The 13,986-nt window shown below is 48.7% G+C and carries 11 protein-coding genes and 1 pseudogene; 10 read left to right on the top strand and 2 right to left on the bottom strand.

Annotated elements, in window-relative coordinates:
* The first annotated feature begins 32 nt into the window (after positions 1 to 32).
* The 7 genes from FHS60_RS04820 to FHS60_RS04790 all read left to right on the top strand — a co-directional run bounded on the left by FHS60_RS04820 (position 33) and on the right by FHS60_RS04790 (position 7,903).
* The gene (locus FHS60_RS04820) at positions 33 to 806 is read left to right on the top strand and encodes a thiamine pyrophosphate-dependent enzyme (RefSeq protein ID WP_183695787.1); all 774 of its coding nucleotides are present in this window, start codon (positions 33 to 35) and stop codon (positions 804 to 806) included.
* Positions 807 to 818: 12 nt separating this feature from the next.
* Positions 819 to 1,361, top strand: coding sequence for a 2-oxoacid:acceptor oxidoreductase family protein (locus FHS60_RS04815; protein ID WP_183695784.1), 543 nt, complete (start codon positions 819 to 821; stop codon positions 1,359 to 1,361).
* Between the two features lie 11 nt (positions 1,362 to 1,372).
* Complete coding sequence (locus FHS60_RS04810; protein WP_183695781.1) at positions 1,373 to 1,636, top strand: hypothetical protein; 264 nt, start codon at positions 1,373 to 1,375, stop codon at positions 1,634 to 1,636.
* Between the two features lie 183 nt (positions 1,637 to 1,819).
* Complete coding sequence (locus tag FHS60_RS04805; RefSeq protein ID WP_183695778.1) at positions 1,820 to 2,380, top strand: 1-acyl-sn-glycerol-3-phosphate acyltransferase; 561 nt, start codon at positions 1,820 to 1,822, stop codon at positions 2,378 to 2,380.
* Complete coding sequence (locus tag FHS60_RS04800; protein ID WP_183695775.1) at positions 2,377 to 5,310, top strand: golvesin C-terminal-like domain-containing protein; 2,934 nt, start codon at positions 2,377 to 2,379, stop codon at positions 5,308 to 5,310. Before FHS60_RS04805 ends, FHS60_RS04800 begins: the two co-directional genes overlap by 4 nt.
* 204 nt (positions 5,311 to 5,514) lie before the next feature.
* A complete protein-coding gene (locus FHS60_RS04795) occupies positions 5,515 to 5,850 on the top strand; it encodes a hypothetical protein (protein ID WP_183695771.1) in 336 nt (111 codons plus the stop codon).
* Between the two features lie 76 nt (positions 5,851 to 5,926).
* Entirely contained in the window at positions 5,927 to 7,903 is a 1,977-nt protein-coding gene (locus tag FHS60_RS04790; RefSeq protein WP_183695768.1) for a ComEA family DNA-binding protein, read from the top strand.
* A gap of 45 nt (positions 7,904 to 7,948) precedes the next feature.
* Here the strand turns inward: FHS60_RS04790 and FHS60_RS04785 are convergent, their stop codons facing one another.
* A complete protein-coding gene (locus tag FHS60_RS04785) occupies positions 7,949 to 8,092 on the bottom strand; it encodes a hypothetical protein (RefSeq protein ID WP_183695765.1) in 144 nt (47 codons plus the stop codon).
* A 338-nt stretch (positions 8,093 to 8,430) separates the two neighbouring features.
* Here FHS60_RS04785 and FHS60_RS04780 point away from each other — a divergent pair, with 338 nt between their 5' ends.
* Positions 8,431 to 9,366 (top strand): IS982 family transposase, encoded by a 936-nt coding sequence (locus FHS60_RS04780; RefSeq protein WP_183695762.1) that lies wholly within the window; start codon positions 8,431 to 8,433, stop codon positions 9,364 to 9,366.
* A gap of 139 nt (positions 9,367 to 9,505) precedes the next feature.
* On the opposite strand, the gene FHS60_RS04775 is transcribed toward FHS60_RS04780, so the two are convergent.
* Entirely contained in the window at positions 9,506 to 10,519 is a 1,014-nt protein-coding gene (locus tag FHS60_RS04775) for a helix-turn-helix transcriptional regulator (RefSeq protein ID WP_183695759.1), read from the bottom strand.
* Positions 10,520 to 10,897: 378 nt separating this feature from the next.
* On the opposite strand from FHS60_RS04775, the gene FHS60_RS04770 reads away from it, so the two are divergent.
* Together FHS60_RS04770 and FHS60_RS04765 are read left to right on the top strand one after the other, a co-directional pair.
* On the top strand, positions 10,898 to 12,466 hold the full coding sequence (locus tag FHS60_RS04770) for a hypothetical protein (protein ID WP_244957436.1): 1,569 nt from the start codon (positions 10,898 to 10,900) through the stop codon (positions 12,464 to 12,466).
* 75 nt (positions 12,467 to 12,541) lie between these two features.
* Positions 12,542 to 13,986 (top strand): annotated as a pseudogene (locus FHS60_RS04765) (hypothetical protein); the annotation flags it as partial.

Below are 13,986 nucleotides of genomic sequence, written 5' to 3'. Positions count from 1 at the left end.
ACACTCGTCCGCTATAAATCAGCAAATTATCTATGACACGAGAAGAAATAATTCAACCTGGTAATCTGGTCTACCAAAAGCCTGAATTGATGAACGATGTGCAAATGCACTATTGTCCAGGTTGTTCACACGGTGTTGTCCACAAATTGGTAGCCGAAGTCATTGCCGAGATGGGCATGGAAGATAAAACCATCGGCGTAAGCCCAGTAGGCTGCGCTGTCTTTGCTTATCGTTATTTGGACATCGACTGGGAGGAAGCAGCCCACGGTCGCGCTCCCGCACTGGCCACGGCCTGCAAACGCCTCTGGCCTGACCACCTCGTATTCACCTACCAAGGCGATGGCGATTTGGGCTGTATCGGATTGGCCGAAACAGTCCACGCACTCAACCGCGGGGAGAATATCACCATCATCTTTATTAACAACGCCATCTACGGTATGACGGGCGGACAAATGGCCCCGACAACGCTCATGGGCATGAAGACCGCAACGTGTCCCTTTGGCCGCGATCCCGAACTTCATGGCTATCCGCTGAAAATCACTGAGATGGCAGCTCAGTTGGAGGGTACAGCCTATGTGACACGTCAAAGCGTTCAGAGCGTGGCAGCTATCCGCAAATGCAAGAAAGCCATTCGCCATGCGTTTGAAAACTCTATGAACGGCAAAGGCTCTAATCTCATCGAGGTAGTGTCTACTTGTAACTCCGGTTGGAAGATGAGTCCCGTCAAGGCTAATAAGTGGATGGAAGAACACATGTTCGACTACTACAACATTGGCGACTTGAAAGACAGCGAAGCTAAACACTAAAACGAAATTCTTATGAAAGAAGAAATCATCATAGCAGGTTTCGGTGGTCAGGGTGTGCTCTCAATGGGTAAGATCCTTGCGTATGCCGGACTGATGGAGGGAAAAGAAGTCACATGGATGCCTGCCTACGGTCCAGAGCAACGAGGCGGAACGGCCAACGTCACCGTTATCATTTCGGACGAAAAAATATCGTCGCCCATTCTGAGCCAGTACGACACCGCCATCTTGCTCAATCAACCCTCTCTGGACAAGTTCCAGCCAAAAGTGAAGGTAGGAGGAACTATCATCTACGATAGCTTTGGCATCATTGAGAAACCTAAACGCGAGGATATCAATAACTTCTGTCTCGATGCCATGAACACCGCGGCAGAGATGAAGCTCATGAAAACCTTCAATATGATGGTGCTCGGAGGTTTCCTCAAACTCCACCCCATTGTCAGTATCGAGAGTGTTATGAAAGCTCTAAAAAAATCGCTCCCCGAAAGACACTGGGACTTACTCCCCATGAACGAACAAGCCATCTTGAAAGGGATGGAAATTATCCACAAACAATAAACAGAAGCATTATGTCAAGCAAAAGAAAACTGAAGAAAGCAATAAAAAACATCTGTGGAGACCTCTTCGCTGACTGTGTAGCATTGAGCATGTGCCAGCCAGAAAATGATGAGAAGCTGAAAGAACTCATGGCAATGGTCATGGTTACATACCAAGACTATGTAGCTCGCCTGAGCCACGTTGAAAAAGGCCAGGAAAAAGTCTTCTTCAAAAAGCTGCGCGCTGAATTCACGCAGCAAGCCAACAAACTCTCCGACGAAATCATTAAAGCTTAAGTCCTAATAGGACAAAATGATAAGTTGCGGCCACAGAGCCGCCATTGAGTGGCGAGTGACAAACAGCAACCTTACTCCGCTGAAAGTTTGTCACTCACCACTTACTGTTTCATCTTTACCGTTTTTAGAGGAGTCGGACTGGCAGAATCAGTCGGACTTTCTTCTTTACTCTGCTATTATAAAATGTTTCAAAAACTTTGTCATTATCTCCTTTTCAAACGCCTTGGATGGAAGGAGCAAGTAAGTGTACCCAACCGCAATAAATGTATTATCTGCGTAGCTCCGCACACCAGTAACTGGGACTTTTTTCTCGGAGAACTCTATTATACTGCCAAAGGCAAAAAGGCAGGCTTTCTTATGAAGAATAGTTGGTTCTTTTGGCCCCTCGGCTCTTTTCTTCGCTACATTGGAGGTATCCCTGTGGAAAGAAAGAAGCACACCAGCCTCACGGACGCTGTAGCCGAAAAGGCCCGTCAGAGCGAGTATTTCCATTTGGCTGTCACTCCCGAAGGTACTCGCTCACGCGTGGAGATATGGAAACGTGGTTTTTATTTTATAGCCCTAAAAGCCAATATTCCTATCCAACTCTACGCCATCGACTTTGAGCAACGCCGCATCGTTTGCACGCGAGAGATTTTCCCTAAGGAGGAAAACGTAGAAAAGGATATGAAAGAAATCATGGACTACTATAGTGGCTTCAAAGGTCGTCATCCCGAGAATTTTCAAGTAGAAGACATTCAGTGAAAAGAATCTTTACACTTATAACCCTTGCTGTCCTCAGTCTGCCTGCCTTTGCACAGACCGAGGACACGCTGCTTTCCGATGTTATTCAAAACTATTTCAACAACTATCGCGTAGAAGGCTACCACCCGGCCCAATCTATGCGTGCAGATAGTTTTCGCGTCGATGAGCAACAACGGCTTGTCTGCATATTTGCCAACGAACCGTTTTATTCGCAACCCTTTACCCCACAGAGCGTCAATCGTATCTACCGCGAACTGCCGCGCCTTTTTCCGCAACCCTATAACACGTATCGCGTAGTGGTCTTTGGGCGCAACTCGCAACAGATTGAGGACTTAATCCCTAATATCTACCGCACAGCCAAGGCAGATGCCAACCGCCTTTGGGGAGAAAAGAACTATAATAGTAATCCTTGGGTGCAAAACACCTCAGTTCCCTACATTCCCACCAAAGGTCTGGCTAACCGTCACTTAATGATTTGGCCGAGCCATGGGCGCTATTTCCGCGACGGCAGTTGGCAATGGCAGCGGCCTTACCTCTACTGCACCACGGAGGATATGTTCACTCAATCGTTTGTATATCCCTACCTCTTCCCCATGCTCGAAAATGCTGGGGCCATTATCTATTGTCCGCGTGAGCGCGACATACAGCAGAGCGAAGCCATCGTGGACAACGACCGCCCACACCTCATGGGCGACTACTCCGAGACATCTTCTGGTACAGACCATTGGGCCACCATCGCCACAGGTTTTTCTACCCCCACGGGCCTTCTCGTCGATAGTATCCAACCTTTCTCCCTCGGCACGGCCCGCACAATTGCCGCCACCACTAAGAAGTTCGGCACTGCCTCTGTAACCTGGACGCCGCGCATCCCTCACGCTGGCCGCTATGCCGTATATGTATCCTATTCCAGTCAGCCCAACAGCGTTCCCGATGCTCACTACACCGTTTATCATAAAGGGCAACGCACGCAATTCAAGGTTAATCAAAAAATGGGAGGCTCTACATGGGTCTACCTCGGAACTTTCGATTTCGACGAAGGAGAAAACTGGCAGAGCCGCGTAGTTCTCAGCAATCAGAGCAACTATTCTGGCGTGGTCACTGCCGACGGCGTACGCTTTGGCGGCGGATTCTCACAAAACGAACGTGGCAATGCGGGCACAAGTGGTCTACCCCGTTTCCTTGAAGCTGCGCGCTATCAAGCACAATGGGCGGGTCTACCCGACTCGTTATACAACACCGAAAATGGAGCTAACGACTACAACGACGACCTGCGCGTGCGCGGCAACTTCACCAATTGGCTGAGTGCGGGTAGCATCTATAATCCCAACCCCACTTATTCTGCGCGCCGCGACAGTCTGCATGTTCCCTCTCAGCAGAGTCAGAAACTCGTTCCGCTCGAACTGGCTCTTGCCATCCATAGTGATGCCGGTGTGCGCAAAGACCGCAGTATCTTCGGCACTTTGGGTATCTGCACCACCACGCTTCCCAGCAATGGCGACACGTATTATAACAGTGGACTCTCGCGCTATGCTTCACAGGATCTGGCTAACATTCTTGTATCCACGCTGACGAACGATCTCTCGGCCTATTATGACACCACATGGACGCAGCGTGAAGTGTGGGATCGTAATTATGCCGAAACGCGGATGCCCGAAATCCCATCGGCCATCTTAGAAATCATGTCGCACCAGAACTTCTCCGACATGAAATTTGGCCATGACCCATCGTTTAAGTTCCAATTGTCGCGCAGCATCTATAAATCCTTGCTCCGCTTTGTCAATTACGAACACGGCATCAAAGACTGCATTGTTCAGCCGCTCCCCATTCATCAATTTTCCGCCCTGCTCTCCGAGAAAGACAACACTGTACAACTCTCTTGGCAGCCTACTACGGACAAACTCGAACCTTCTGCTGTTCCGACGGATTATATCGTCTACACGTCGGTTGGTGACGGAGCGTTCGACAACGGACGACTCACTCAGGGCAAAACGTCCCTTACGCTCCCCGTCAGCCCTGGTCGACAATACAATTTCAAGGTCACAGCCGTCAATGCAGGCGGACAGAGTATGCCGTCGGAGATTCTGAGTGTCTACAAGGCAACAGAAGCCACGGCCCATCTCCTTATCGTCAATGGTTTCGACCGCGTAAGTGGTCCGGCGTGGGTAGAGCGCAACGATTCTCTCGGCTTTGATCTTCGAGAGGATATTGGCGTTCCCTATCTCTATACCACGGCTTTCTGTGGCCGTCAAACGGATTTCACTCACCCTGAAGCGGGCTACAACTCAAGTGCAGAACTGCAAGGAAAGACCTTAGCAGGAAACACCTTCGACTACCCCATGCAGCACGGCCAAGCCATTGCTGCCGCACACAAGTACAGTTTCTCCTCAGTTTCTCGCGAAGCGGCTTACCAAACGGACTGGAATAAATACGACCTCATTGATTATATCGCAGGATTACAACGTGATGTCCCTTACAATCTCAGCCACTACAAAACTTTTGATGAGGCTATGCAGAGAAAAATGTCGGCTTACGCACACCACGGAGGTAACCTGCTCGTGAGCGGAGCCTACATAGGGCGCGACATGCAGCAGAGCGATGAACGCAACTTCCTGAAAGACGTTCTCAGAGTATCGTTTGCTGGTTGCGAAACTTATGGCGGTGACAGCATCAACGGACTCAATCTTCAAATCCCTATTTATCGCGATTGGAACGCCGAACACTATGCCCTACAAAATAGTGACGTCCTCATCCCCGCCTCTTCCGATGCCTTCTGTGCCTTCTCCTATGCGGATAAACAATCGGCTGGAGTCGCCTACAAGGGACGGCGGCGTGCAGCCATCACAATGGGGTTTCCCTTCACCTCTATCAAGGGCGCGCATCTCCGCAGCAAAGCCATGAACGCCTTGCTCACTTTCCTCCTCAGAAAATAAGTTTTCACACACAGCGGGCACGTGTCAAAGTATTTCCTTATCACGCCTCTTCCCGCACCACATTTTTCGTCCCGAACAATACTCTTGTTCGGGATTTTTCATACTTCGACACAAAAAATAAAAAAAAGTTTTTACCCTAATTTATTTTTCTATCTTTGCACAGAAACATACACAAACAGAAAAACGAACCATAGAACAAACACTATGTACACTATCCAACTCAACGAAAAAGGCTCACGCCATCTCGACATTAGTGACGATAACCTCAAAACTATTCAGAAATATCATCTCTTTCGTGATCTCGTCGACTCTCACGGTTATGTCACCGAAGATGTTCTCACCAAACTGCGAATGACTGTGCGTGCACTCATTGCTCAAAACGAGAAAAACACCAAGGACTTACTCGACCTCTGTATCGACGTTATCTACCACAACGACATGAAAGCTTTCGGGCTGCACAACCTCATCTTGCTCTTTATCGATTGGGAACAAAACCACCCATCTGATACTGACGAGCAACTGCCGCCCGAAGTATTCTGATTGCTTCTAAATTCTACACAAAAGTCCCACTCTTGCGAGTAGGACTTTTGCTTTTTCTCCCGAATCTTCCTATCCTATGAAACACGCCGCCCTTGTCCTTTTTCTTCTTTTTCCCATAACTCTATTTGCCCAAGAACGCTATATCAGTTGGACCGACTTTGCCGATACATATTTCGACGAGCAAAGTAGCGAGGAGCTGCAAGAAGAGCTTGAGCAGCTCTATCTCCACCCGATGAATCTCAACACCGTCAGTCGGGACGACCTCTTGCGCTTACCGTTTCTTCAGGAAGCACAGGCCGATTCCATACTGGCCTATCGTGAACGCCACCACCAATTTCTCACACTGGGGGAACTGCAGTTCATCACTGGCCTCAGCTACACCGATCGGTGCTATCTGAGCCTTTTCCTCCAAGCTTTGCCACTTCCGCAGCAGGTAGCCCCGCTCAAAGTGCGCTTGTTTAGCGGTCGGCACGAACTGGAAACACGTCTCGACATACCGCTCTATCGGCGACGAGGTGAGCAGAACGGCGCATATCTCGGCAGCGGACTCTACAACAACTTGCGCTATCGCTACGATTGGCAGCGCCGAGTGCAGTACGGCATCACGCTGGAGAAGGATGCAGGCGAACCTATTGGGCGTTATCGCAATTATCCCTACGATGCCCTTTCGGCCTATGCTCACTACCTCTCACCCAACAATCGCTACGAACTCTTGGCAGGCGACTACACCGTGACCATTGGACAAGGCTTGCTCTTCGGCTGTGCCACCTATGGGAGCAAAGCAACCCTCCTCGATGCGCCGCGCCGAACGGCCATGGTCTTACACAACCACTCCAGCATGAGCGAAGCACGTTTCTTTCGCGGCGTGGCAGGCGGCATCCGAAACGGTAATTGGCTGCTCACAGCTTTCCTCTCTTATCGGCAGTTAGACAGCAGACAGGAAGGCGACACGGTGCGCTCTTTCCTTTACGATGGTTATCATCGTACTGCGCGCGAATTGTCGCGACGGCGCAATGTGGACAATCTCACTGCTGGCGGGCAACTGCTCTATCTCCGCCCACGATGGCGCATAGGCCTCAGCGGATTCTATACCCACTACGACCACTTTCTCCTTCCCGAACACCGCGCTTATACGCAGTATTTCATGCGGGGAAAAGATGCTGCCGGATTATCTGTAAACTACTATCTCCACTCCCATCGCATCACGCTGAGCGGTGAAGCTGCTGCCGACCGCCGCCTGCATCTTGCCACAACCAATACGCTTGTCTATTCTCCCTCCAGCAGTTGCCAACTCACATTGCAGCACCGCGCTTTTGCTCCGCGCTTCGTGTCGCCCCACGGCGATGCACTGCAAGAAGGTTCTCGCGTGGCAAATGAACACGGTCTCCTCTTGGGCGGAAAATACAATGGATTTCGCCGTTTGGAACTCCGAGGTTATGTTGATTTCTTCCGCTTCCCTACGTCCACATTCCGCGCTACGGGGGCGTCGCAAGGCTTCGATGCTATGGCGCAAGTGCTCTGGCAACTGAAAAACGGCGGCCAACTCTTGCTACGCTACCGCACTAAAACAAAGCAGCAGAACATTCCCAAATATGCAGGACTGTTGCAATACGCCACAACCCACCGACTACGCGCACAACTGAACCTACGGAACGACCGCTGGGAACTCCATCCCGCCATTGATATTGCGCTGGCGGGTAAACAGACCACTGGTAACACTCTGGGCTGGATGCTCTCGCTGCGCACAGGCTTTCGCCCCACCTCCACTTTGAAGTTAGCCGCATTGGCAGCAGTCTTTTTCACCGACGATTATGCCAGTGCGTGCTATGTTTACGAACCCTATCTGCGCCATGCAGGTGGTTTCGGCGCGTGCTATTATCACGGTCTGCGCACAGTCCTCCTCGGCCAGTGGCAACTTACAAAAAACTGGGACATAGGCGTGAAATATAGTTTGCTTCACTATTTCAACAAATCCGCTATAGGAACAGGCGAACAACTCATTTCTTCTGCCTCAAAAAACGATGTTAGCCTTCAGCTTCGTTGGCGGTTCTAAGCAACCAAAGTTCTCATTTTTTCTCTCGCTTATCTTTACAACGGCTTATTTTGAAATAGAAATCAAAAAAGCTGTTATAGCCATTTTTTCATCAAAAATCCCTTTCGTTTTCCTTTTTCCACCTTCTGCTCCCCTCTTTTTTTCGTGTTTTTCGCCAAAACTAACGAAAAACGGCACAATTTTATGCACATTCGTCTCCCATCTCTCCGTCCTTATCCTTATTGTGTCAGCTCACACAATAAGGCTATCAGTTGACACAATAAGGAAGTACGCCAGCATCCTTATTGTATTTCTCAACACCTTTATTCTGCTTGCTTCTTCTATTATGTTTTCTGCGCACACTCCTACAGCAGAGATCATTTCACGCCATTCTCGAAGCTAAAAACTACGGCTTTTATTTACAACCCCAATTCGGGATAAGCAGTTCTTCTTTTTCCTCAAAAAAGTTTCAATAAAAGCCTAAAAAGAGGATTGTTTTTTGTATATTTACTGTTGAAAATCAATCATATAACAAAATAACAATCCTCATGAAACTTGTCAGCAAAGTTACGGAAATCTATTGTATTGCAGATGATTTTTGCAAAGAATATCATTCAGAATTAAACAAAACCTCTCTTTCTCTCTCAAATCCCTCTGCCGATAGTCCAAAACATCGCAAGAGAAAAGGGCGGATGAGTGATGCTGAAATGATCACAATTCTTATTTTGTTCCACAGCAATACATTTCGGAATTTCAAACATTTCTATCTCTTTTATGTTTGCCGAGAACTAAAAAAAGAGTTTCCCAATCTACTCTCATATACACGCTTTATTGAGCGTATGCCTCGTGTTGCAATACCCTTATTGCTCTTTCTCAAACTGGGATTAATGGGAGAGTGTACTGGAATAACCTTTATCGATTCTACACGTATTCCTGTGTGCGAAAATAAGAGACAATCCCGTAATAGCGTATTCAAAGGGTACGCCCAAAAAGGAAAAAGTACTATGGGATGGTACTATGGCTTCAAACTTCATCTTTTGTGTAATGAACGAGGAGAACTACTCAATTTTGCTCTAACCAGAGCCAATATAGACGACCGTAATCCAAAAATATTCAACGATTTAACGAAGGATTTATTTGGAAAATTATATGCTGATAAAGGTTATATCTCTCAATCACTGTTTGCTTCACTCTTTGATAGAGGTGTACACATCGTAACAGGAATACGAACTAATATGAAGAACAGATTAATGGATGTGCATGATAAAATCATGCTTCGCAAGAGAAGTATCATAGAGACTATCAATGATATGTTGAAGAACGTTGCACAGATAGTTCACACACGCCATAGAAGTATCTCTAATTTCATCGTTAACCTTTTAGCTGGCATTGCTGCGTATGCTTTCTACGACACCAAACCTTCCATCAATATGGAGTTTGAGAGGGAAGAAAAGCAAGGTGTAAAACAGCTCACTTTATTCTAACCTATATTTGCGTGAAACAATTATACTTCGGTTTTAGATCAAGGCCGAAAGGATGAGTGTGCGGTTTAAGAAACTCATGAAAGAGCGTTTCTTAAACCGAATTGGGGTTTACAGCAATTACTCACAAACACAAAAAGAATTATTTCCCCTGATATCGTCTCTTCACCAGCAATTCCATAAGATATTTTCTAAGGTCTTGGTCCGTAGGAACGTTCAGCTTTTTTCGGATATGGGTGCGCACCACGCCAACATTCTTCTCCGTCTTGTCAAGCAGCTGGCCTATTTCATTCATTTTCTTACCTTGCAGAATAAGGTTGCACACATCCAACTCCGATTTTGTGAGTGTGGGGAATATTTGTGCCAGATTGGTGTTGTCCATCAGATGGTGCTTTAAATGCTGCCGAATGGCATTGACAAGATTACGCTGCGATTTTGGTCTGAGCATACTAAACAGACGGTCGGTGTCTTCAGGCGTAGGTTGGTCGTTGCTGCTCATACGCAGATAGGCCTCAACTTCCCGCTCGTTGAGTTTCACGGCGTGCAGGAAAGCCGTCTCACGGTGATGCATTTCGGTGTTCTCCATCTGAATATGCCCTACATTACGGCGCAGTAGCTCGCCTAATATGCAGAGAAAGAACTCCACGGCAAAGAAAAACGAAAAGAGATTCCACAGAGCTGGTTCATTCAGATAAGCAGCAACGGCTCCATATGTTGCCAGACTAATAATAGCTATGAGGAAAGGGGTGTATTTCACGAAGCTCATCACAAGAAAAGCTATCGCCAATAGCGAAACCACTTGGTTGAGAAAAATAAGCTGCAAAAAGTTTTCGGGACGTGCCTGAACAAAATAGAAGATACGGCCTACAACGGTGACCTGTGAAACCAGTGTTACAAGCGAAAAGGCCACTGGAATAGAAATCTTCCGAAAGAAATAGAGCGATAGAGCCATGAGGCAAGCAGTCAGATGGACTACCCCCATAAGTTTAGGCACTGCTTCTTGTGATCCACCCAATCCGATCAGCTGTAGACTAATCACGAAGATAACAATGATTGAGTGAAGCAGATAAACGATGATCTGATGACGGTCGACAGTATTCTCTGCCCTCGACTTCACAAAATCTTTTATTCGTTCCTGTAGATTTTGAAAAATCATAATAGGTGTATTTTTATTTATAAGATTATGACTGCAAAATTACACTTTTGTTTTTCTAAACACAAAACTTCTTTTAGACTATCTTAGAGGTGTTTTAGAGTTTTTAGAGGTAAAAACGTACAAAATATACCAGATAGATAAAAGAATTGACACATTTTCTTTAATGTCTTTCCTAATTTTACCCTACAGTTTGCTATAGAAGTATAAAATATACGCAAGGCAATCTGTGATTTGTGTCAATAATAAACCACAAAAGTCCGATTGAATTTCGAGCTGGTAATGGCACACGCCGGGAAAAGGTAATAAAAGTATAACTATTCTCTAAGACAAGGAAACTCAAAATTATTAAATCAACTATTTCATCAATAATCTAAAAAAATGAAAACAACAAACATCATTCAGAGGCTCTACCTCTGCCTCTTTGCCCTCGTACTGGCCACGCCGGCAAGGGCGCAAAGTGGGTCGGGCAATGAGACGTTTACTATTGCGTCGAAAGAAGACTGGAAGGAGTACTGCGACCTTGTGGAAAGCGGACAGCTTCTCGACGCCAAGATGACGGCTGATATTGACCTCGGAAAGGAGGTCTGGATAGTAGGTAGTACTTACTCTCATTATACCAGCACGTTCGACGGACAGGGACATACGCTCACGGTCGACTGGACTGTGAACGGATATGACCAAGGCTATCCGTTCAGGATTTTGGGCGACGGCGCCACCATCAAGAACCTGCGCGTCAAAGGAAAGATTATGTCGGAGTATGGCCCTATAGCCGGTTTGGCAGGCGTCATTGAGGGCAATGTTACCTTCTCCGGCTGCGTCAGCGATGTGGAGCTCATCTATAACGATAATACCCCGCAATCCTTATCGGGCATGGTCAGATGGATACATAACGGTAAGGTTACCTTCACCGACTGCCTCGTCAAGGGAACGCTCAACGCCACGACGGAGAACGGCAAGAAAGGAATGGGCGGCTTCGTAGGTCAGCAAGACGGCACCTGCGAGCTGAACAACTGCCTCTACGCCGGCACAAGCAACGCCGGCGAGGACAGCTACTACCTCACCCCTTGCGGCGAAGAGCAGGGAACAAAAGCCATAGAGAAAGAGCTAAAGAACGGCGTGATGACACATAAGTTGCAGAACAGCCGCACTGACGATAGCTACTGGGCACAGGTACTGGGCAACCTACCCGACCTCTACCGCGCGGCCGACAAGAATGTGCCGAACTACGTGTATTACGACGCGGCGAACAGTCGCTGGGCGTGCGAAAACTTCGTGCTCACCGACGGACAGCTGTTGCCCATCGGCATCGACTTCCTCGCCACGAAGGCAACCTACGAGCGCCCCTTCACCAAGATGCGCACCGCCACCCTCTGCCTGCCCTACGAGCTGCCCATCCAAGGGTTCAAGGGCTACACCATCTCGGGCGGCGAAGGCAACAGGGCCTACTTCGAGGAAGTAACCGGCACGCTCGAAGCCTACCGGCCGTATTACTTCGTGGCCGACGGAGAGCCACAGTTCGGCGGCACGAACCTGCAGGTGAAAGCCTACGACGACGCTCACCTGAAGACCACCACCCCGAAGGGTTACAACCTCACGGGCACGATGGACGGCGTGGACAACGCCACGGCTGCCGCCGCCAACGCCTACATCCTGCAGGACGACGGAATATTCCACAAGGTAACGACGGAGTATCCCTCCGCCGTGGTTCCTATCTATCGGGCCTATATAACTTGTCCGAAGGCGGCAGGTGCTAAGGAGCTCGACATCGTCCTTAATGGAGAAGCCACAGGCATTAACGGCGTAGCGGACAACGCGGCAAACATGAAGAACGGTCCAGTATATGATCTCCATGGCCGACGTATGGCAGACCACCTCGACGCCACGACACGCCAGCAGCTACCCGCAGGCATTTACATCGTAGGCGGTCGCAAGCTAATTATAAAATAATTTTCATCGGGGACGCGACACGCCAACGAGCGACGCGCTCCCCGATAACCAAAAGAATATTTAATTTCAATTTATATGAAAATAACAAACATCATCCAGAGGCTCTGCCTCTTCCTCTTTGTCCTCGTGCTGGCGGCGCCGGCATGGGCAACAAATTTTGGCTGCGCTCGCTATGAGGTTTTCCGCTCACGCGAATTAGGCAAGCACCAGACAGTAACAACACTCCGAAAGGGGAAGGTGGAAATCACGTTCAGCCGTTGCAATACCACCGGTGGAACGGGCAGCGGTGCCATTTATGAGTTGGCAAAGGGTTCCCGCATCACCGTAAAGGCTATCGACGGCTATAGAATCCGCTGGATTATCCTGCGTGATACAGAGGGTGGAAAGCGGTATAGCCACAAAGATGGCATCAAGCGCATCAACCGGGTGACATCGGGCTATAACTATTACTTCGAGAAGAATGCCATCTCGAATTCTAAAATAAAAGAAGGCAACCAGCAGGACCTCAACGACGATGACAACAACATCGTGGTCTACCAAAACGATGCCAGTGCACAAAGCGTCGATATCGTCACCCACAACAATTCCGATTGGGACCAGTTCAAGGTGCGCGATATCATTGTGGGGGTCGTTAATGAACTTCATGTGAAGTACCAACAGGAGGAGTATAGCACGTACACCGTGGGTTGGGGAATTGCGCCTGGATGCACCCGCCCTAACAGGTACACAGGCCTGCCCAAGTACAAGGTGGACAACGAGTATGTTGCGACGGTCAACAATGGCGGGATAGTAAATGTCAAGCACCCGGGAACGGTAGTTCTCACCGCCACTTTCCCCCCAGATGAATGGTTTTCCGGAGCGGAGTGCAGCACAAAGGTTCACGTGCTTCGCGACAAGGTAACCTTCACCGCCAAAGACCTGCCCGACATGCTTTACACCCCCTACGACTTCCGCAGCCTACTCCAGACAAGCACGCTAAGCGACAAAGAATTCCGATGGGACAATCCGCAGTTCAGCATTACCAGTAGCAATTCCAGTGTTCTCAGCTGCGATAACGGCATGCTTAAACCCAGCGGTACGTCAGGTGAGGCGACCATCACTGTCAGGCAGGAAGAGAACGATTTCTATGAGCCCGCTTCTTTCTCGCATACCTTCATTGTGGTGCGCCGTGACCAGAATGGCACGGTACTCATCAAGGACGCCAACGAATGGAAGCTGTTCTGCAAACTCGTCAACGACAAGGGCATGACTAATCTCAACGCCAAGCTCGAAGCCGACATCAACCTCGACAATAACTCTACGATAGTGGGTACTGAAGAACACAAATATGCCGGCACATTCGACGGACAGGGCCATACGCTCACCGTCCATGTCGTGGGCGTCGGGCAGGGCACAGCCCCCTTCCACCGCACGAACGGCACCACCATCAAGAACCTCACCATCGCGGGCACCGTGACCGCTCCGGCCAATACGGACAATTACCACACGGCCGGCTTGGTGGGATTCTCTGAAAACACGAC

It is taken from the genome of Alloprevotella rava (assembly GCF_014195585.1).
In the GTDB taxonomy this organism is placed as follows: Bacteria; Bacteroidota; Bacteroidia; order Bacteroidales; family Bacteroidaceae; genus Alloprevotella; species Alloprevotella rava.
This window is presented reverse-complemented; position numbering and strand designations above follow the sequence as displayed.

Bases quoted from the DNA above. Each gene is read 5' to 3' on its own strand.
- FHS60_RS04790 (WP_183695768.1), top strand. From the start codon at position 5,927: ATGAAACACGCCGCCCTTGTCCTTTTTCTTCTTTTTCCCATAACTCTA.
- FHS60_RS04815 (WP_183695784.1), top strand. From the start codon at position 819: ATGAAAGAAGAAATCATCATAGCAGGTTTCGGTGGTCAGGGTGTGCTC.
- FHS60_RS04770 (WP_244957436.1), top strand. From the start codon at position 10,898: ATGAAAACAACAAACATCATTCAGAGGCTCTACCTCTGCCTCTTTGCC.
- FHS60_RS04795 (WP_183695771.1), top strand. From the start codon at position 5,515: ATGTACACTATCCAACTCAACGAAAAAGGCTCACGCCATCTCGACATT.
- FHS60_RS04810 (WP_183695781.1), top strand. From the start codon at position 1,373: ATGTCAAGCAAAAGAAAACTGAAGAAAGCAATAAAAAACATCTGTGGA.
- FHS60_RS04820 (WP_183695787.1), top strand. From the start codon at position 33: ATGACACGAGAAGAAATAATTCAACCTGGTAATCTGGTCTACCAAAAG.
- FHS60_RS04780 (WP_183695762.1), top strand. From the start codon at position 8,431: ATGAAACTTGTCAGCAAAGTTACGGAAATCTATTGTATTGCAGATGAT.
- FHS60_RS04805 (WP_183695778.1), top strand. From the start codon at position 1,820: ATGTTTCAAAAACTTTGTCATTATCTCCTTTTCAAACGCCTTGGATGG.
- FHS60_RS04775 (WP_183695759.1), bottom strand. From the start codon at position 10,519: ATGATTTTTCAAAATCTACAGGAACGAATAAAAGATTTTGTGAAGTCG.